This window comes from Streptomyces sp. NPDC037242 (assembly GCF_055604165.1).
The window spans coordinates 272,538-290,999 of sequence record NZ_JBVJUY010000001.1 but is presented as its reverse complement, the minus strand read 5'-3'; the positions used below and the strand labels follow the sequence as shown (position 1 = coordinate 290,999).

The following is an 18,462-nucleotide window of genomic DNA, read 5'->3' as shown; positions in this document are numbered from 1 at the left end:
TGCCCCCTAAATGAAGCGTCCCCCCCCCCCCCCCCCCCCCCCCCCCCCCCCCCCCCCCCCCCCCCCCCCCCCCCCCCCCCCCCCCCCCCCCCGGGGCGGCGGAGGGGTCAGGCGCGGCCCGTGTCGTCCGGGTCGGTGAGGGGCACCTCGGCCGTCGTACCCATGGGGGTGCGGCCGGACGGCGTCGGCATCTCGGGCGGTCCGGCGCCGCGCCGCAGTCCCGCCCCGCCGGAGGTGGACCCGCCCGCGTCCGCGGGGGTGATCCGCCCGCGCCAGGCGCCGCTCTCCCGGCCGCGCTCCTCGATGAAGCCCTTGAACCGCTTGAGGTCGCCCTTGACCCGCCGGTCCAGCACTCCCATCGCGTCCCCGGCCTTCTCCGCCATGCCCTGGGGATCGAAGTCCATCGCCAGGCTGACCCGGGTGTGGGCGTCGTCCAGGCGCTGGAACGTCACGACCCCCTTCTGGTGCACGTCACCGCTCACCGAGCGCCACGAGATCCGCTCGTCGGGCAGCTGGTCCACGATCTCCGTGTCGAATTCGCGTGCGGCACCCGCCACCTTGGTACGCCAGTGGCAGTGGCTGTCGTCGATCTGGCGGACCTCCTCCACGCCTTCCATGAAGCGCGGGAATTCCTCGAACTGCGTCCACTGGTTGTAGACGCTGCCCACAGGAACATCGATGTCGATCGTTTCCTTCACCATGCTCACGGGGTGTCATCTCCCTGGGATCGGGCCGGCCGCTCGCCGGCCGAAACGCGCCTGCCCGCCCTGCCCCGCTTCAATCCGTACCGGGCATCGCACGCCCGTAGCGCAGCGTCAGGCGCCGAAGACGGTCAGGAACGCCTCGCAGAACGCGTCCAGGTCGGCCGGCCTGCGGCTGGTGACCAGGGTGCTGGGGCCCGCCCGGCAGACGTGGACCTGCTCGTCCACCCAGGTGCCGCCCGCGTTGCGGATGTCGGTGGCCAGGCTGGGCCACGAGGTCAGCGTCCGGCCACGGACGACATCGGCCTCGACCAGCAGCCAGGGCGCATGGCAGATCGCCGCCACCGGCCGGCCGGCCTCGAAGAAGCCGCGCGTGAAGTCGACCGCGGTCCCGCTCATCCGCAGCGCGTCGGGGTTCGCCAGTCCCCCCGGCAGGACGAGGGCGTCGAAGCTCTCGTCCGTACGGCCGGTCAGGACCCGGTCGACCGGGTACGTGCCGGCCTTGTCCAGGTGGTGCATCGCCTGGACCTCCCCCGGTTTCGTCGAGACCAGCCGCGGGGTCCAGCCGGCCCCGAGGACCGCCTTCCAGGGCCTGGTCAGTTCGACCTCCTCGACCCCTTGGGGCGCGGTCAGAAATGCGATGCGCACCGTACTCACGTCCCTTCCCATCGCGCCTGCCCGGTCCGTCCGGCTCCATGCCGGACGGACGAAGGATGTCCGGCGGGTTTGGGACGGCAGCTCCGGGACAGCCGCCAGGCATGAGTGCCGCAACGAGCGGCCCCGAGGGGCCCCGGTGGCTGTCGCCGGTCAGGCGGGTGCTCAGCGTGGTCCGCCGTACCCGGGCCGGCCGCCGCTGGGGGCGTGTGCGCGAACTGGCGCTGTGGCAGCGCTCGCTCGGGTTCGCCGCCCTCGGGTTCCTCACGCTGGTGCCGCTGCTGATCGTCGTATCGGCGGCCGACGCAGCCAACGGGCAGGGTTTCGCGCAGTGGCTCGGGGACGGGCTCGGCGTATCGGAGTCGGCCCGGCTGGAGATCGAGCGGCTCTTCGCCCTGCCCGGCCAGGCCTGGCGGACCACGACGGCGTTCGGCCTCGCGTTGCTGACCCTGTTCGGCCTGTCCTTCGGGACCGCTCTGCAGAACGGCTACGAGAGCATCTGGGACCTGCCCCCGGCCCGCTGGCGGGCCGGGTGGCGCCACGTGCTGTGGCTCGGCGTACTGATCGGAGTGCTCTACCTGTCGGCGGTCTCCCCGCCCTGGCGCGACTCCCCCGCCCGCGGCTTCGTCACGGTCGTGATCGGCACCCTGTTCTTCTGGTGGTCCCAGCACCTGCTGCTGGCGGGCCGAGTGCCCTGGCCGGCCCTGCTGCCCGGCGCGGTCGCCACCATGCTCGGACTGTTCGGCCTGCGGGTCTTCTCCCGCCTCGTCTTCTCGCCGCTGATCGCGTCCAGCGCCGTCACCTACGGTCCCTTCGGCACGGTCCTCGTCATCCAGTCCTGGCTCCTCGCCGTCGGCGTGGTCGTGTTCGGCGGCGCGCTCGTCGGCAGGCTGCTGAACGACGAGCGGGCGCGACGCCCGACCCCGGCGGCGGCGGACCGGGACGGCTGAGGCCCCTTCGCCCCGGCTGGACGGCCTGGGTGGCGGGCCCGACCGGGTGCTGTTTGGCTTGGGGTGACCACACTTCCCCCCCCACCCCCACCCGAGGACCGGTCATGAGCAACAACAGCGGGCCGAGCGAACGAGCCCGGGAGATGCGCGACAAGGCCGAGGAGCTGGAGCAGGCGGCCCAGCGCGCGACGGATCCCGCGGAACGGCAGCGGCTGAGGGACAAGGCCATGCGCATCCGTGAGAAGAGCGAGCAGCAGAACGGCCCGGGCAGCGGGACCATGGACCCCATGTAGGGCCCGTGTAGGGCCGCCCGGCCGTCATCACGTGTCGTCGTCGTGCTCGCGGGTCATGGCCCGCTCCTGCCGCCGCCTCAGCTCCTCGGGGGTCCGTCCGGGCACCGGCTTGCTGGCCTCGGGGTGCACCGGGTCCGGGCCGGGGTGCTCCTGCACCTGCTCCTCGCGGCCGATACCGGGCTCCTGGCGCTTGTGATCCATACCCTTCATGGCAATTGCTCCTTCGGTCGACGGCTACGCCCGCTCACGCTGCCGCGGGGGCCAGGGGCGGGGTATCGGCACCGGCTCCGCGGTGGAGGCCTTCGAGGAACTCCGCGACGGCCTCGGTGGCGGTGGTGGACGGCGCCCAGCCCAGTTCCTCGCGTGCCCGCCCGGCGTCGAGCAGGGGCAGGCGCAGGACGGCGTCGAGCAGTCCGGGGGCGGCCGGAACGAGGTGCATGCGCCAGGCCGCGGCGAGCGCGGCGCGGGCGGCGCCCGCGGGGAGCGGCACCGTACGGGTGTGCAGGAGGCGGGCGATGGCGGCGGTGTCCAGCACCGGGTCGGCCACCAGGTTGAACGGGCCGCGGACCGGGCGTACGACCGCTGCGCGGTAGGCCTCGGCGGCGTCGTCGGTGTGCAGGGCCTGGAACCGCAGGCCGGACACGGCGGGGAGCGCGGGCAGCAGGCCCGGCCGGATCAGGCGCCAGGGCAGGAGCGGGCCGGCGAAGATCCGGCGCTGTTCGCTCGCCGACTCCTCCTTGAAGAGGAACGCCGGTCGCATCCGGACCAGCCGGATGTCGGGGTGGGCGAGCTGGAAGCCGTCCAGGTAGCGCTCCAGGTAGGCCTTCTCGCGGGTGTAGGCGGCGCCCGGCCAGCCGTGGGTGGGCCAGGACTCGTCGACGGGGCGTCCGTCGTCGGGGCCCGGTGAGTACGCGCCCACGGACGAGGCGTGCACCAGGACCCGTACGCCGGCCCGGGCGCAGGCCTCGAAGACCCGGATGCTGCCCAGCACGTTGGTCCGCCAGGTGGCGACCGGGTCGTGAGTGGGCTGGAACCTCCAGGCGAGGTGGACGACGGCGTGCGCGCCCTCGAAGAGCTCGGTCAGCCCGCCGCGGCCGGGGTCGATGTCGGCCGCGGCCCAGCGCACGCCCGGGATGCGCAGGTCCGGCAGCCTGCGGGCGACGCCGAGTACGTCGGTGATCGTGGGGTCGGCTGCCAGGGCCCGTACCACGCTGGTGCCGGCGTTGCCGGTGGCTCCGGTGACGACGACCGCTCCCGGGCCGTTGAGGTGGGCGTTCATTGCGCGTCCGATCCGCTAGGTGGCCAGCAGGCGGTTGAAGAACGACCGGTACTGCTGGAGCGCGAGGCGCAGGTCGTCCGTGGCCGCATGGCCCTGGCTCCACTGGCCCTCCAGTTCCTGCTTGCGGGTGGAGAAGGTTCCCGCGAGCGTCTGCATCACCTCGGCGACGAGCTGGTCGGCCGAGCTGACGGCCGCCTGCGGGTCGTCCACGAACCGGCCCTGGACCTCGCTCCAGCGGCGGCGCAGCTCTTCGGCCTCGCCGGCGGGCAGCAGCGGTTCCTCGTCGGCCGCGGTGTCCTGGGCGGCCTCGCGGGTCTCGTCACCCTCGCGGACGTCGTCACCCTCGCGGACGTCGTCGCCTTGGCGGACGTCCTCGCCTGGGCGCATGTCCTCGCCCACGTCCTCCCGCTCGTCCTCCCGCTCGTCCCCGGAGTTGTCGTCCCAGTCGGCGGTGGCGTCGCCCGGGTACACGGCCGGCTCACGGGGCCGGCCGCCGCGGGCCAGGCTCTCGGTGGTCGGGCCGTCTCCCTCGCCGGTCCGGCTGATGCCCTGGTCGTTCTCTCGTTCCTGCATGTCATCGACCTCCTTGGGGGGCGAGCAGCTCCTCGAACAGGGCCCGGTAGTGCACCATGGCCCCGCGCAGCTCCTCCGTCGTGACCTGTCCGTCGCCGGTGCGCACGTTGACGTCGTGAGCGGCCCGGTAGTGCTGGAGCGTGCGGCCGTGGTCGACCGAGAGGTCGCGTACCCGTCCGCCGTAGTTCTCGGCGGGGTAGCCGCGTTCGCGCATCAGGCGGGACACCAGCTCGTCGGCCTGGGCGACCGCCCCTTCCGGCCGGTCCACGAAGCGTTCCTGCACCGCGTGCCAGTCGCTGGCGTACCGGGCCCTGCTTTCGGGGGACAACTCCTTGATGTCGAAGGAGTCGTGGCGCTGCTCCCGTGCGCGCAGCTCCTGGTCGGCGGCCATGTGCCCGCCTTCCGCTTCGACGGCGCGGTCGTATTCGGGACCGAACCGGCGGCGCAGGTGCCGTCGGCGCGAGAGCATCCACAGTCCGACCACGAGGGCGGTCAGTACGAGCGCCGACGGGACGAGGATCGCGACGAGCGTGCTCGTTGACATGGCGGGCCTCCACTTCCGGGGCCGTTGCATCGGCTCTCCGATTCGGATGGCGCGTGCCCGCGACCGCCCGCCACAAACCCCGGGGTGCAAAGCCCGGGACCGCGGGTAGACGCGGCCCGTGATCGCCTCACTGCCCCTCGCGGCCTCCGGTTCCCCGTCCCTCTTGCTGATCCTGGCCGGCGTGGTCGTCGCCGCGCTGCTGATCTGCGCGTTCTGGTACGGCAGCAGGCGCGCGGCGGCCCGCAGGGACCCTGGCGCGCAGCCCTCGGACCAGAACCCCGCGGCCCGGGCCCGCCAGGGTTCCTGGCAGACGCCCGACGACCCCGCGAACGGCCCCGACACCCGCCCGCGCCCTTGACCGCCACCCGCCTGAGACACCCGGCAGCACACGCGTCAGCGGCCCGCCGGGGTGTCCCGCGAGCCGTCGGGGCCGGCGGCGTCAGGCGTTGAGCGCGGGGATGATGTCGGCCCCGTACGCGTCGATCGTGGCCTCCTTCGCGTCGTGCATGTCGTAGACGGCGAACTGGTCTACGCCGAGGGCGCGCAGGGCGCGGAGCTTCTCGATGTGGGCTTCGGCGGGGCCCAGGAGGCAGAAGCGGTCGACGATCTCGTCGGGGACGAAGTCGGCCGAGGGGTTTCCGGCGCGGCCGTGGTGGCTGTAGTCGTAGCCCTGGCGGGCCTTGACGTACTCGGTGAGCTCGTCCGGGACCATGGAGGAGTGCTCGCCGTAGCGGGAGACGAGGTCGGCGACGTGGTTGCCGACCATGCCGCCGAACCAGCGGCACTGGTCGCGGGCGTGCGCGAGGTCCTCGCCCACGTACGCCGGGGCCGCCACGCAGATGGTGATCGCGGCGGGATCGCGGCCGGCTTCCACGGCAGCCTGCCGGACCGCCTTGATCATCCACTCCGTGAGGTAGGGGTCGGCCAGCTGGAGGATGAACCCGTCCGCCTTCTGCCCGGCCAGGGCCAGCGCCTTCGGCCCGTACGCCGCCATCCAGACGGGCAGTTTCCCGTCCTTGATCCACGGGATGCGGATCGGGTTGCCGTCCACCAGCGCCTCACGGCCCTCGGCGAGGTCGCGGATGACGTCGATGGCCTCGCCGAGGCGGGCGAGGGTGTTCGGCGCCCTCCCGGCCACCCGCATCGCCGAGTCCCCGCGCCCGATCCCGCACACCGTGCGGTTGCCGTACATGTCGTTCAGGGTCGCGAAGGTGGAGGCGGTCACCTCCCAGGTGCGGGTGCCCGGGTTGGTGACCATCGGGCCGACGTGCAGCTTCTGCGTGTTGGCCAGGATCTGGCTGTAGACGACGAAGGGCTCCTGCCACAGCACGGCCGAGTCGAAGGTCCAGCCGTAGCGGAAGCCGTTGCGCTCCGCGCGTTTCATGAGGCTGACGACCTGGGAGGCGGGCGGGTCGGTCTGGAGGACGAGGCCGAAGTCCATGCGGGCGGCTCCTATCGCGTGCTTACAGGTACTGGCAGGTGGAGCGGTGGATGAAGGCCCCGTGCCCGGCCCGGCCGGTGTACTCGCGCCGGTCGACGACGAGTTCGCCGCGCGAGAGCACGGTGTCGACGCGTCCGGTGATCCGCTTGCCCTCGTACGCCGAGTAGTCCACGTTCATGTGGTGCGTCTCGGCGGAGATGACCTGCTCGGCGTGCGGATCGTAGAGGACGATGTCGGCGTCGGAGCCCGGCGCGATCGTGCCCTTCTGCGGGTAGAGGCCGAACATCCGGGCCGGGCTCGCGCAGGCGATCTCGATCCAGCGGCGGCGGCTGATGTGCCCGTCCAGGACGGCCTGGTGGAGCAGGTCCATGCGGTTCTCCACCCCGGGGAGACCGTTGGGGATCTTGGAGAAATCACCCCGGCCCAATTCCTTCTGGCCGCGGAAGCAGAAGGGGCAGTGGTCGGTGGAGACCACCTGGAGGTCGTTCGTCCGCAGGCCCCGCCACAGCGCGGCCTGGTGCTCGCGCGGCCGCAGCGGGGTGGAGCAGACGTACTTGGCGCCCTGGAAGTCCGGCTCTTCGAGGTTGTCCGTGGAGAGGAAGAGGTACTGCGGGCAAGTCTCGCCGAAGACCGGCAGGCCCTTGTCCCGGGCGGCGGCGAGTTCGGCGACCGCCTCTTGCGCCGAGACGTGGACCACGTACAACGGGGAGCCGGCCACGCGCGCGAGCTGGATCGCGCGGTGGGTGGCCTCGGCCTCCAGGAGCACCTTGCGGACCTCGCCGTGGTGGCGGGGGTCGGTCTCCCCGCGCGCCAGGGCCTGTTCGACGAGGACGTCGATCGCGATGCCGTTCTCGGCGTGCATCATGATCAGCCCGCCGTTGTCGGAGGCCCGCTGCATCGCGCGCAGGATCTGGCCGTCGTCCGAGTAGAAGACCCCCGGATACGCCATGAACAGCTTGAAGGAGCTGACGCCTTCCTCGACGAGGAGGTCCATCTCCTTCAGGGTGTGCTCGTTGACGTCCGAGAGGATCATGTGGAAGGCGTAGTCGATGGCGCACTGGCCGTCCGCCTTGGCGTACCAGGCGTCGAGCCCCTCGCGCAGCGAGCGGCCGACGCCCTGCACGGCGAAGTCCACGATGGTGGTGGTGCCGCCCCAGGCGGCGGCCCGGGTCCCGGTCTCGAAGGTGTCCGAGGCGGAGGTACCGCCGAAGGGGAGCTCCATGTGGGTGTGCGCGTCGACCCCGCCGGGGATGACGTACTTCCCGCTCGCGTCGATCGTACGATCGGCCGTCCAGGCCGCGGCGGCGGCCGAGCCGTGCGCGGCGAGAGCGGCCACGCGTCCGTCCTCGATCAGGACGTCGGCGTGCAGTTCGTCGGCGGCGGTGATGACGAGACCGCCGCTGATCAGGGTGCGGATGCTCATGTTCGGCTCCCCCGTGGCTAGTTGAGGACGCTCAGGGCCTGTTCGAGGATCTCGGCGCCCTCTTCCGCCTCGGCGACGGTGAGGGAGAGGGGCGGCGCGATGCGCAGCACGCTGGTGTTGTGCCCGCCGCCCTTGCCGAGCAGCAGCCCGCCCGCGCGGGCGGCCTCCAGGACGGCGGCGGCCGCGTCCGGGTCGGCCTGGTCGGTGCCGGGCCGGGTCAGCTCCAGTCCGGCCATCAGGCCCCGGCCGCGGACCTCCCGTACGCCGGGCACGGTGGCGGCGATGGCGCGCAGCCGCTCCAGCAGCAGGCCGCCGACGCGGCGGGCGTTGCCCTGGAGGTCGTGCTCCAGCAGGTACGCCAGGTTCGCGACGCCGGCCGCCATGGTGACCGGGGAACCGCCGAAGGTGGAGATGGAGTTGGAGTCCAGGCAGTTCATCACCTCGGCGCGGGCCACGACCCCGCCGATGGACATGCCGTTGCCGATGCCCTTGGCGAAGGTGAGGATGTCCGGCGGGCCGTTCTGGGCGTGTGCCTGCCAGCCCCAGAAGTTGTCGCCCGTGCGCCCCCAGCCGGTCTGCACCTCGTCGCTGATCCAGAGGATGCCGTGCCGGTCGAGCACCTGGCGGAACGCCCCGTACAGGCCGTCGGGCGGCGAGGTGAAGCCGCCGACGCCCTGGATCGGCTCGGCGATCAGCGCGGCGACCCCGCCGCGGGCCTGGCCGAGGACGTCTTCCAGGTCCGCGACGGCCGCGGCGGTGAACTCGGCGTCGGACAGCGCCGCGAAGGGCCCCCGGGTGCGCACACCGCCGTGGACGTAGTACGTCTGGAGCGGCGACAGGCTCGTAGGGGACCAGCCGCGGTTGCCGGTGATGGAGACGGTGGAGAAGGACCGGCCGTGGTAGCTGTTGCGCATCGCCAGGATCTGGTTGGAGCGGCGGTACGTCGTCGCGAGCAGCAGGGCGGTGTCGTTGGCCTCGGTGCCGGAGGTGGTGAAGAAGACCCGTGCGTCGGGGATCCCGGACAGCGCGGCGACCCGCTCGGCCAGCTCGATCATCGGCCGGTTGAGGTAGAGCGTCGAGGAGTGGATGATCCGGCCGGCCTGTTCGGCGACGGCCTTGGTGACCTCGGGCAGCGCGTGCGCGGTCATCGTGGTGAGGATGCCGCCGAAGAAGTCGAGGTAGCGGTTGCCGTCGGCGTCCCAGACGTGGCGGCCCTCGCCGTGGGTGAGCTCGATGGGACGGTCGTAGTAGAGCGCGAGCCAGTCGGGCAGGACGGAGCGGTGGCGACTGTGCAGGGGAGTCGGGTTGGTCACGGCTGTACGAGCCCTCCGTAGGCGTCGGGGCGGCGGTCGCGGTAGAAGGCCCACTGGTCGCGGACCTGCTTGATCAGGTCGAAGTCGAGGTCGCGGACGAGGAGTTCCTCCTCCTTGTCGCTGGCGACGTCCCCGACGAACTGGCCGCGCGGGTCGACGAAGTAGCTGGTGCCGTAGAAGTCGTTGTCCCCGTACTCCTCCTGGCCGACCCGGTTGATGGCCGCTACGAAGTACTCGTTGGCGACGGCGGAGGCGGGCTGTTCCAGCTGCCACAGGTACGCGGACAGGCCCCGGGAGGTGGCGGAGGGGTTGTAGACCAACTGGGCTCCGGCGAGGCCCAGTGCGCGCCATCCCTCGGGGAAGTGGCGGTCGTAGCAGATGTAGACGCCGATGCGGCCGACGGCGGTGTCGAAGACGGGCCAGCCGAGGTTGCCCGGGCGGAAGTAGTACTTCTCCCAGAAGCCTTTGACCTGGGGGATGTGGTGCTTGCGGTACTTGCCCAGGTAGCTGCCGTCGGCGTCGATGACGGCGGCGGTGTTGTAGTAGAAGCCCTCGGACTCCAGCTCGAAGACCGGGACGACGATCACCATGCCGGTCTCGCGGGCGAGTTCCTGCATCCGCCGGACGGTCGGGCCGTCGGGGACGGCCTCGGCCCAGCGGTAGTGCTCGGGCTCCTGGACCTGACAGAAGTAGGGGGCGTTGAACACCTCTTGGAACCCGATGACCTTCGCGCCCTGGGCGGCCGCCCGGCGGGCGTGCTCCTCGTGTTTGGCGATCATCGACTCGGTGTCTCCGGTCCAGGTGGCCTGGACCAGTGCGGCGCGGACGACTTGGGCCATGAGCTGCTCCTCGCGACGGGAACACCGACTTCTACGCACGTAGACGGTGTGCGTAGGGAGTAGAACGTAGGCCTCGCCACGGCGTGGGGCAAGAGCGCCTTGCGCGGTTGGAGTAGTCGATCACGATACGACCGCGCGCCGACGTTTCAGGTCGGGACGCGGTCGTATCCGGTCAGGAGGAGGGCGGTTTCGCGACCCGCAGGGCGTGCACCAGGTCCCGGTGGTGCGTGCCGGGGAGGGCTTCGGCGGCCCGGAGCAGGCGGGGCCCGAACCACTGCGGGTCGCGGCGGGCCAGCCGGGCCGACTCCTCCGCGGTGCGCAGCCGTACGAAGGCGCCGAGCAGGGCGTCGGCCTCCTGGGTACGGCCGGCCGCGCCGAGCGCGAGGACGGCCTCGGCGATCTCCGCGGGGGGCCGGGCCGCGCCCTGGCGCAGCAGCGCGTCGCAGTCGGCGGCGCGGCCAGCTCCGCCGAGGACGGCGGCGGCCGCGGCGAGGTGCTCGGGCGGGAGGGAGGCCACCTCCCAGAGCAGGGTGGCCCAGTCGGCCGCGAGCCCGGCGCGGGCCAACTCCGCGGCGAGGGCAGGCAGTCGGCCGGCCGGCCAGGCGGCGGCCACGCAGAGCAGCGCGTGCGCCTCGCCGCTGCGCCCCTGGGCCCGTAGCGCGACCAGCCGGGCGACGAAGTCCCCGACGGCGGCGGCCGGGGGCGGTTCCGCCGGGTCCGGGGCGGGTTCGGGCTCCGCGGCCCGGGCGTGCCATGGCGCTGCCCCGCGCGGGGTCGAGTCGTGTTCGGGCCGGCCCGGTGCCTCTTGCTCCGCCCGGGGGCGGCCGAAGCGGGCCCCGCGCGGGGCCGCGGCGTGGCCCGGGCCGACCGGCGGCGCGGGGTCGGCCGGCGCCTCGGGGGCCGCGGCCCCCGCGTACCGGGCGCCGCCGACCCGCCGCGCCCCGCGCAACCACCGCCCCTCGGCCCGCCCCACCGGCTCGGCGCCCGCGGGCCCCCCTGCTTCCGGCCGGGCCGACTCACCCCCGTCGGGACCCGCCGGACCGGGCGCTCCCGCGCCGGCCCCGGGCCCAGGACCCACCGGGGCGGCCTCCCACGCACCCCCGGAGGCCGAAACCCCCGGCACCGGACCCGACTCCCACGCTCCCCCGGCCGGGACCGGGGTCCAGCCGTCCACGTCCGTCGGGGCCGCGCCCCACGGCGGGGCCGCCGGGGCGGGACTCGCGGCGGCGGGGTGGCCCACCGGCTCGGGCGCCGCCGCGCCGTGGTCATGCGCCGGCGCGGGCGTCGCGGCGGCGGGGAACGGCGGCGCGGGCGCGGCCGGGGCGGGGACCGGCGCCGGGATGGCTGCGCCGGGGCGCTGGCGCGGTACGCCGGTCAGGGGTTCGATGCCCGGCGGCGCCGCGAGGACCGTGGCCAGGCGGGCCGAGAGGTCCTGGTGCCGGGCAGCCGCGCGCAGCGCGTCGTCCCGGGTCCAGGACAGCTCCCGGGCCACCGCGTCGGCCTGCGCCCGGTCGGCCGCCTCGGCCAACTGCACGGAGAGCACGCGCAGGGCCGTCTCGGAGGCGGCCCGTTGCGCGGCGGCCGCCGACAGCAGGGTCCACAGCTCCTCCACCCCGCCCGGCAGCCGGTCCCACACCGCGACGGCGGCAGCCCGCAGCCGGGCCGCGTGCCGCGCCTCCCGCTCCGCGAACTCCGCACCCCGCGCGGCCGCGAGGTCGGCCAGTAGTGACTCCAGCACGTCCCACGGCGGCATCGCGGCGCCGTCCAGGCAGGCCCGCATACCTTCCGGGTCACGGCGCAGGAATTCCCCGTACCAGCCTGTCCCGGGATCCAGTCTTTGCGTCAACCCTTGCATATATCCAGCGAGTTGACCGATCACGAGCGAGGTCGCCGTCTCCATCCCCGCATTGCATCCCACCCGTGTTACGGGCGGGCTACGGGAGTCTCAAAGGTTGACGGCGAGTGAGACACCGATCGCGGTGTGCGGCCGCTTGCCCCGCCGGGCCACGGCGGCCGGCACGTCCACCGCCCAGAACTGCCAGGTGTACTTGCGGGACATGAGCCGACGCACCCGCAGCAGCCCCGCCTCGTCGAGCAGCCGGGCCTGCCCCTCCTCCACCGGCGCCCCTTCCACCGGGCGCCCGCGTACGTCGCAGGGGGCGACGGTGACCCGCCCGTTGTTGCGGATCCGCTTCACCTTCCAGGAATCGCTGCGCGTCCACACGTACAGCTCGCCGCCGTCCGCCACTGCCCACACCGGCGTTGCCACGGGCGTGCCGTCCTTGCGGAAGGTGGTGAGACTGACGTACCGCGCCTTGCCGAGTTCCTCAAGCGTCATGGCGCCGAGCCTAGGCGCCGCGCCCGCGCCGCCTCCCCTCGGGTCCACGCCTCCCGCTCCACGAACAAGGGTTGTCCGTCCCGGCCGGCGGCGTCTTCTCGACCAGCTCGCGGGTGTACGGGAGTTCCGCGCCCGTCCGCACCTCGCAGTGGTGCGCGGCCACCTCCAGGTCGGGCCCCATGGCCCGGAGTCGAAGGGGGCAGGGCGCCACGTCGGCCGCACTTCCGGCCCGGGCCCGCCCGAGCGGCGGGCCTCAGGCCGGGACGAAGGCGCAGCGGCGCATGACGTCGTCCAGGGAGAGCCCGAGGGCCTCGGCGAGGGCGGCGACGGTGAAGAAGGCGGGGGTGGGCGCCCGGCCGGTCTCGATCTTGCGCAGGGTCTCGGCGGAGAGCCCGGCGCCCGCCGCGACCTCGACCATGCTGCGGGCGCCGCGGGCCTCGCGGAGCAGGGCGCCGAGCCGCTCGCCGCGCTCGCGCTCTTCGGGGGTGAGGGGGGTACGGACCATGCCGCCATCCTACCCCGTACCCCAATAACTATCCCGGTAAAGTTATACCGGTATAGTTATTGGAATGGTGGAACTGAAAACGGAACAGTCGATCGACGAGATGCACGCCGCCGGCCGGGTGGTCGCCCGCGCCCTGGCCGCCGTACGGGAGAGCGCGCGGGTCGGGGTCTCCCTGCTGGAACTCGACGGGGCGGCCCGCGCCGTCCTGCGCGAGGCCGGCGCCTCCTCCCCCTTCCTCGGATACCGGCCGGAGTTCGCTCCGGTGCCCTTCCCCGCGGTGATCTGCGCCTCGGTCAACGACGCGATCGTGCACGGCATCCCCGACGCCTACCGGCTGCGCGACGGCGACCTCGTCAGCATCGACATCGGGGCGGAGCTGAACGGCTGGGTCGGCGACGCCGCCGTCAGCTTCACCGTCGGCCGGCCCGGCCCGGCGGACCTGCGGCTGATCGCCGCCGCCGAGGCGGCCCTCGCCGCCGGCATCGCCGCCGCCGTGCCCGGCAACCGCATCGGCGACATCGCCCACGCCGTCGGCACCGTCTGCCGCGCCGCCGGATACGGCATCCCGGACGGGTTCGGCGGCCACGGCATCGGCCGCACCATGCACGAGGACCCGGGCGTCCCCAACGAGGGCCCGCCGGGACGCGGCATGAAGCTGCGCCCCGGCATGGTCCTGGCGATCGAGCCGATGGTGATCGCGGGCGGCACCGACGACTACACCTGCGACCCCGACGGCTGGACCCTGCGCACCACGGACGGCACCCGCGCCGCCCACGCGGAACACACGGTGGCCATCACCCCGAAGGGCCCACGCATCCTCACCGCCCTCTAGAACCGACCCTCAGTACCTGCCGTGCGGGTGCACCACCATGGCCGAGCCGCCGCCGCGGCGGGCCGGTTCGGCGGCGGCGAGCCAGCGGCCGTCCGGCAGCCGCTGGACGCCGGTGGCCGCGCCGATCTCCGGGTTCTGGCGGAAGCCCTGGCCGAGGGCTTCCAGTTCGGCCCGGAGCGGGCTGTTCCACAGGCCCGGCTCCAGCTCGGTCGTCGTCTGGTTGCGCTGGCTGGCCCGCGGCGCGGCGATGGCGTCGCCCAGCGGCAGGCCCCGGTCCAGGTGCCCGAGCAGGGTCTGGAGCACGGTGGTGATGATGGTGGCACCGCCCGGGGAGCCCACCGCGAGGACCGGGCGCCCGTCCTCCAGCACGATGGTCGGGGACATCGACGAGCGCGGCCGCTTGCCGGGGCCGGGCAGGTTCGGGTCCGGTACGCCGGGGGCGGCCGGGGCGAAGGAGAAGTCGGTCAGTTCGTTGTTGAGCAGGAAGCCGCGGCCCGGGACGGTGATCGCGCTGCCGCCGGTGGACTCGATGGTCAGGGTGTACGAGACCACGTTGCCCCAGCGGTCGGCCACCGTCAGGTGCGTGGTGTTCTCCCCCTCGTAGGTGGTCGGGGCCGCCTGCCCGGTGTTCCCGCAGGGCACCGGCTCGCGCGGATCGCCCGGAGCCAGCGGGCTGGTCAGCGCCCGGGCCGGGTCGATGAGGCACCCGCGCGTGTCGGCGTACCGCTGGGAGAGCAGTTCCCGGGTCGGGACGGACTCGGCCGCCGGGTCGCCGACCCAGCGGCCGCGGTCGGCGAAGGAGATGCGCGAGGCCTCGATGAAGCGGTGCAGGTACTGCGTCTCGGACAGCTTCGAGACGTCGGTGCGTTCCAGGATGTTCAGCGCCTCGCCGACGGTGGTGCCGCCGGAGGAGGAGGGCGCCATGCCGTAGACGTCCAGGCCGCGATAGCTCACCCGGGTCGGGGCCTGCCGCTTGGTCCCGTACGCGCGCAGGTCCTCGGCGGTCAGGTCGCCGGGCCGGACGTTGCGGGTGGCCGCCGGGTTCACCGGGGGTTTGCGGACGGCGCCGACGATGTCCTCGGCGATCGGGCCGCGGTAGATCGCGGCGGGGCCCTTGCGGCCGATCTCGGCGTACGTGGCGGCCAGGTCGGGGTTCTTGAAGGTGGAGCCGACGACGGGGAGGGCGCCGCCCGGCAGAAACAGCTGCGCCGTGGCCGGGAAGTCCTTGAACCGGTCCTGGTTGAGCTCCGTCTGGGCCCGGAAGGTGCTGTCGACGGTGAAGCCGTCGCGCGCCAGTTTCTCGGCGGGCTTCAGGAGCGTGCGCAGCGGGCGGGTGCCCCAGGAGTCGAGTGCGCTCTGCCAGGTCGCCGGGGTGCCGGGGACGCCGACGGAGCGACCGCTGGTCTGGCCCTCGGCGAACGGGATGGGGACGCCGTTCTCCTGGAAGAGGGTGGCCGTGGCCGTCGCGGGGGCGGTCTCCCGGCCGTCGATGGTCTGTACGCGGCGGGACTTGGCGTCGTAGTGGACGAAGTAGCCGCCCCCGCCGATCCCCGCGGAGTAGGGCTCGGTGACGCCGAGCGCGGCCGCCGTCGCGACGGCGGCGTCCACGGCGTTGCCGCCCGAGCGCAGCACGGCGATGCCGGCCGCGCTGGCGTCGGCGTCGACGCTGGCGACGGCCCCGCCGTAGCCGACGGCGACCGGGACCTTGGCGGGGGTGGTGGCCGCCGGGGGCGGGGCCGCCGCGCCGGTGGTGACGAGCGCGGCGGCGAGCGCGAGCAGGGGTAACGTGCGGGCGGCGGGACGGTGCATCCGGACCTCCAGTCGCGGCCTGCCGGACCGTGCGTCAGGCCTAGGCTCGGCACTGTAACTTCCGTGCACCCCCCGCGTCAGGAGCACCTGGTCCGGGCTACCATCCGGCGCATGAACGACGACGTGCGCAACATCGTGCTCGGGGTGGTGGCGACGGCCGTCAGCGGTGGTTTCGGGTGGTTCACGCGGACCTACCTGTGGCGCCGCGCGCTGCGTCGCAAGCAGGCCTTCTTCGGGCTGCCGACCGGATCCGACTGCCTGTTCGTGGTCAACCGCCAGATGGGCGGGACCGATTCGTCGCTGCACCGCAACGACGCCTTCGCGCTGCTGGAGATATCCGCCCTGATCAAGGACTGCGGGGCGAACGTCCAGATCGTCACGCACGACACGGCCCGCCAGGGCTTCGGCGAGCGGGCCGAGTTCTGTATCGGCGGGCCCGTCTCGAACGCCCGCACGACGGCGCACCTGATGTCCATGCTGCCGGGCGTGCGGGTCGACGTCTCGTCCGAGCCCGGCCCGGACCGCGGGTCGATCGGCGTCGGCGGGGAGACGTACCGCTGGGAGAAGGGCACGGTCGAGTACGTGCTGCTGGCCCGGCTGACGGCGGGGCCGCGGACCCGGCCGGTGTTCCTGCTGTCGGGGCAGACCGCCAACAGCAATCAGGCCGCGGCCCGTTACCTGGCGCGGCACCACGAGCAGCTCGCCCGGAAGTACGGCGGCGACTCCTTCTGCGTCATGCTCAAGGTCGTCAACTCCGATGCCTACGGGCCGGACGTGACGGAGCTGGTCGCGGACGTCACGCGGGCGGCCCGGACACCCGCAGCGGCAGCCGTGTGATGCCGTTGATGAAGTTGGAGACCAACCGACGGGGTTCCCCGGTGAGTTCGGGGGCCGGCATGGCGGCGCACCACTCCTCGTAGAGGGTGCGCAGCTGGAGCCGGGCGAAGTGGGCGCCGAGGCAGACGTGCGGGCCGTCCCCGAAGGAGACGTGCGGGTTGGGCGTGCGGCCGAGGTCCAGGTGTCCGGGGTCGGTGAAGACGCGCTCGTCGTGGTTGGCGGAGGCGTGGAAGACCACCACCTTTTCCCCGGCCCGGATCCGCCGGCCGGCCAGCTCGGTGTCGGCGGCGGCGGTGCGGCGGAAGCTGAGCACCGGCGGGTGGACGCGCAGGAGTTCCTCCACGGCCCGGTCCATCGGGGCGCGCCCCTGGGCGAGTTGCCGGTACGCGTCCGGGGTGCGGGCCAGCGCGAGCAGGCCGCCGGGCGCGGCGGAGCGTACGGTGTCGTTGCCCGCGACGGTGAGCAGGAAGAAGGACATCTCCAGCTCGGCGGGTTCCAGCGGGGCGAGTGCGAGGGCGGTCATCACGTCCTCGCCGGGGTGGGCCCGCTTGTACGCGGCCAGTTCCCGGGCGTACCCGAACATCTCGCCGAGCAGGGCCGGGGAGCGCGGGTTGAGCGGTTTGCCGTCGGGGCCGGTCGGCGGGGTCGGGGCGTCCTCGGGGTCCTGGTAGCCGATGACCCGTACCGTCCAGTCCAGCAGCAGCCCCCGGTCGGCGGCCGGGATGCCCAGCAGGTCGGTGAGGTTCAGCAGCGCGTACTCGTCGGTGACGGTGCGCACCAGGTCGGCGGTCCCGTCCCGGGCTCCGTCGCGGGCGGCGCGCAGCAGCGTACGGGCCCGCTCGCGGACCCGGCCGGCGAAGGCGTCGACGCGCGCCGGGGTGAAGGCTCGGGAGACGAGCCGGCGCAGCCGCCCGTGGTCCGCGCCGGCCCCGCCGGGGTCCTGGTTGAGCATGGTGCGCCGCAGGAACGGCAGGTCGGCGGGGTCGGGGTCGCGGATCTGGGTGGCGCCGAGCCAGGAGGAGTACGTGCGGTGGTCGCGCAGGACGCGTACGACGTCGGCGTGCCGGGTGACGGCCCAGAAGCCGGGCCCGGCGGGCCAGCCCAGGACCTCGGGTTCGGGCTGCCAGGCCGCCGGGCGCGTGTCGCGCAGCAGGCGGTAGCGCTCGTGCGGGATGCCCCCGGCGTAGAGGCGCGGGTCGAAGACGTCGGGGGCGGAGGGGGCATCCGCGGCGTGGTCCATGGGGCCACGGTGACCGCGCCGGGCCCCGGCGGCAAGACGGCGTGCCCGACGCGGCACCGGGCGCGACGGGCGAACACTGCCCGGCCCGGCACTTGGGGGTGTCTGGCGGGTGTCCGCGACGCCGCGGACGCCCGCCAGACACCCCCTACGCGAGCAGCCGGGCCCTGAGCCGTTCCGTCGTCTCGGGGGTGATGCCCACGCGCTCGGTGAGGTACCGCGCCGGGGACCCGTAGCGCGCGGTGAGGTCCGCGAGGACGAGGGAGAGTACGGTCTGCGGCGCGCGGCCGTAGGCGGGCCACCCCAGCGTGCGATCGGGGTTGGCCGCCTCCCAGTCGGCCCGCAGCCGGGCGGTCGCGAGCTCCGTGAGGGCGAAGTCGGCCAGGATCTGCTCCTCGGGAACCCCGAGCAGGGTCAGGACGAAGGCGGCGATCAGCCCGGTGCGGTCCTTGCCGGAGGTGCAGTGGAACACAGTGGGGCCGGCGTCGGAGGCGATCAGTTCGAGGGCCTCGCGGATCTCCACCACGCCGTCCTCGACGACCTCGGCGAACCGGTCGGCGAGGTAGCGCCAGGGGTCGATGTCCGGGTCGATGGCGGCCTGGTCGTACGGCCGGTGCTCGATGCTGTGGTTGGCGTACGTGAACCGCTCCGCCTCCGGAACCCGGCCCTTGGCCTCGATCTCCCAGGGGTAGCGCAGGTCGATGACGGTACGGATGCCCAGCGCGAGGAAGCGGTCCCAGTCGGCGCCGCGCAGCTTGCCCAGCGAGTCGGCCCGGTACAGCGTGCCCCATGCGACGGTCCGGCCGTCGTCGGCCCGATAGCCGCCCAGGTCACGGAAGTTGTGCAGGTACTCGAACTCGACGTGGCGCTGACCGGCCGACATGTGCCCTCCCC

The 18,462-nt window shown here is 73.7% G+C and carries 21 protein-coding genes and 1 pseudogene; 5 read left to right on the top strand and 17 right to left on the bottom strand.

What is annotated here, in order from left to right; genetic code table 11:
* Window positions 1-242 precede the first annotated feature (242 nt).
* Window positions 243-707, bottom strand: a pseudogene (locus ACZ7GJ_RS01215) (SRPBCC family protein); the annotation flags it as partial.
* Window positions 708-815: 108 nt separating this feature from the next.
* A complete protein-coding gene (locus tag ACZ7GJ_RS01210; RefSeq protein ID WP_470748179.1) occupies window positions 816-1,349 on the bottom strand; it encodes a type 1 glutamine amidotransferase domain-containing protein in 534 nt (177 codons plus the stop codon).
* Between the two features lie 110 nt (window positions 1,350-1,459).
* Between ACZ7GJ_RS01210 and ACZ7GJ_RS01205 the strand changes: the two genes are divergently transcribed.
* Together ACZ7GJ_RS01205 and ACZ7GJ_RS01200 are read left to right on the top strand one after the other, a co-directional pair.
* Window positions 1,460-2,305, top strand: coding sequence for a ribonuclease BN (locus tag ACZ7GJ_RS01205; protein ID WP_470748177.1), 846 nt, complete (start codon window positions 1,460-1,462; stop codon window positions 2,303-2,305).
* 104 nt (window positions 2,306-2,409) lie between these two features.
* Window positions 2,410-2,598, top strand: a complete 189-nt coding sequence (locus ACZ7GJ_RS01200; protein WP_365925160.1) for a DUF6381 family protein — start codon at window positions 2,410-2,412, stop codon at window positions 2,596-2,598.
* Window positions 2,599-2,625: 27 nt separating this feature from the next.
* Here ACZ7GJ_RS01200 and ACZ7GJ_RS01195 read toward each other — a convergent pair whose 3' ends face one another.
* The 4 genes from ACZ7GJ_RS01195 to ACZ7GJ_RS01180 are packed head-to-tail and all read right to left on the bottom strand — an operon-like array spanning window position 2,626 to window position 4,994.
* Entirely contained in the window at window positions 2,626-2,808 is a 183-nt protein-coding gene (locus tag ACZ7GJ_RS01195; protein ID WP_470748176.1) for a hypothetical protein, read from the bottom strand.
* A gap of 34 nt (window positions 2,809-2,842) precedes the next feature.
* Complete coding sequence (locus tag ACZ7GJ_RS01190; protein ID WP_470748175.1) at window positions 2,843-3,877, bottom strand: NAD-dependent epimerase/dehydratase family protein; 1,035 nt, start codon at window positions 3,875-3,877, stop codon at window positions 2,843-2,845.
* Between the two features lie 15 nt (window positions 3,878-3,892).
* Complete coding sequence (locus ACZ7GJ_RS01185) at window positions 3,893-4,450, bottom strand: hypothetical protein (RefSeq protein WP_470748174.1); 558 nt, start codon at window positions 4,448-4,450, stop codon at window positions 3,893-3,895.
* A gap of 1 nt (window position 4,451) precedes the next feature.
* Entirely contained in the window at window positions 4,452-4,994 is a 543-nt protein-coding gene (locus tag ACZ7GJ_RS01180; protein ID WP_470748172.1) for a hypothetical protein, read from the bottom strand.
* Between the two features lie 118 nt (window positions 4,995-5,112).
* Between ACZ7GJ_RS01180 and ACZ7GJ_RS01175 the strand changes: the two genes are divergently transcribed.
* Window positions 5,113-5,352: a DUF6479 family protein gene (locus ACZ7GJ_RS01175; protein ID WP_470748170.1), complete on the top strand. Its 240-nt coding sequence runs from the start codon at window positions 5,113-5,115 to the stop codon at window positions 5,350-5,352.
* Window positions 5,353-5,433: 81 nt separating this feature from the next.
* Here the strand turns inward: ACZ7GJ_RS01175 and ACZ7GJ_RS01170 are convergent, their stop codons facing one another.
* The 8 genes from ACZ7GJ_RS01170 to ACZ7GJ_RS01135 form a co-directional block, all read right to left on the bottom strand.
* The gene (locus ACZ7GJ_RS01170) at window positions 5,434-6,435 is read right to left on the bottom strand and encodes a TIGR03842 family LLM class F420-dependent oxidoreductase (RefSeq protein ID WP_470748168.1); all 1,002 of its coding nucleotides are present in this window, start codon (window positions 6,433-6,435) and stop codon (window positions 5,434-5,436) included.
* A 22-nt stretch (window positions 6,436-6,457) separates the two neighbouring features.
* Window positions 6,458-7,858 carry a dihydropyrimidinase gene (hydA, locus tag ACZ7GJ_RS01165; protein ID WP_470748166.1) on the bottom strand — a complete coding sequence of 467 codons (1,401 nt, stop codon included), beginning with the start codon at window positions 7,856-7,858 and terminating at the stop codon, window positions 6,458-6,460.
* Window positions 7,859-7,875: 17 nt separating this feature from the next.
* Entirely contained in the window at window positions 7,876-9,171 is a 1,296-nt protein-coding gene (locus tag ACZ7GJ_RS01160) for an aspartate aminotransferase family protein (RefSeq protein WP_470748164.1), read from the bottom strand.
* Window positions 9,168-10,010, bottom strand: a complete 843-nt coding sequence (locus tag ACZ7GJ_RS01155; RefSeq protein ID WP_470748162.1) for a nitrilase-related carbon-nitrogen hydrolase — start codon at window positions 10,008-10,010, stop codon at window positions 9,168-9,170. The genes ACZ7GJ_RS01160 and ACZ7GJ_RS01155 overlap by 4 nt, the downstream gene beginning before the upstream one ends.
* Before the next feature lie 172 nt (window positions 10,011-10,182).
* Window positions 10,183-11,790, bottom strand: coding sequence for a hypothetical protein (locus ACZ7GJ_RS01150; protein ID WP_470748160.1), 1,608 nt, complete (start codon window positions 11,788-11,790; stop codon window positions 10,183-10,185).
* A 165-nt stretch (window positions 11,791-11,955) separates the two neighbouring features.
* Complete coding sequence (locus ACZ7GJ_RS01145; protein ID WP_470748158.1) at window positions 11,956-12,348, bottom strand: PPOX class F420-dependent oxidoreductase; 393 nt, start codon at window positions 12,346-12,348, stop codon at window positions 11,956-11,958.
* 10 nt (window positions 12,349-12,358) lie between these two features.
* On the bottom strand, window positions 12,359-12,529 hold the full coding sequence (locus ACZ7GJ_RS01140) for a hypothetical protein (protein ID WP_470748156.1): 171 nt from the start codon (window positions 12,527-12,529) through the stop codon (window positions 12,359-12,361).
* 72 nt (window positions 12,530-12,601) lie between these two features.
* The gene (locus ACZ7GJ_RS01135) at window positions 12,602-12,853 is read right to left on the bottom strand and encodes a helix-turn-helix domain-containing protein (protein WP_365925631.1); all 252 of its coding nucleotides are present in this window, start codon (window positions 12,851-12,853) and stop codon (window positions 12,602-12,604) included.
* A gap of 64 nt (window positions 12,854-12,917) precedes the next feature.
* On the opposite strand from ACZ7GJ_RS01135, the gene map reads away from it, so the two are divergent.
* The gene (gene map / locus ACZ7GJ_RS01130) at window positions 12,918-13,685 is read left to right on the top strand and encodes a type I methionyl aminopeptidase (RefSeq protein ID WP_470748154.1); all 768 of its coding nucleotides are present in this window, start codon (window positions 12,918-12,920) and stop codon (window positions 13,683-13,685) included.
* 9 nt (window positions 13,686-13,694) lie between these two features.
* Here map and ggt read toward each other — a convergent pair whose 3' ends face one another.
* Complete coding sequence (gene ggt / locus ACZ7GJ_RS01125; RefSeq protein WP_470748152.1) at window positions 13,695-15,494, bottom strand: gamma-glutamyltransferase; 1,800 nt, start codon at window positions 15,492-15,494, stop codon at window positions 13,695-13,697.
* A 111-nt stretch (window positions 15,495-15,605) separates the two neighbouring features.
* Here ggt and ACZ7GJ_RS01120 point away from each other — a divergent pair, with 111 nt between their 5' ends.
* Window positions 15,606-16,331 carry a hypothetical protein gene (locus tag ACZ7GJ_RS01120; protein WP_470748150.1) on the top strand — a complete coding sequence of 242 codons (726 nt, stop codon included), beginning with the start codon at window positions 15,606-15,608 and terminating at the stop codon, window positions 16,329-16,331.
* Here ACZ7GJ_RS01120 and ACZ7GJ_RS01115 read toward each other — a convergent pair.
* Window positions 16,291-17,571: a cytochrome P450 gene (locus ACZ7GJ_RS01115; RefSeq protein ID WP_470748148.1), complete on the bottom strand. Its 1,281-nt coding sequence runs from the start codon at window positions 17,569-17,571 to the stop codon at window positions 16,291-16,293. The genes ACZ7GJ_RS01120 and ACZ7GJ_RS01115 overlap by 41 nt on opposite strands.
* A 145-nt stretch (window positions 17,572-17,716) precedes the next feature.
* The gene (locus tag ACZ7GJ_RS01110; protein ID WP_470748146.1) at window positions 17,717-18,451 is read right to left on the bottom strand and encodes a tyrosine-protein phosphatase; all 735 of its coding nucleotides are present in this window, start codon (window positions 18,449-18,451) and stop codon (window positions 17,717-17,719) included.
* Between the last annotated feature and the right edge of the window lie 11 nt (window positions 18,452-18,462).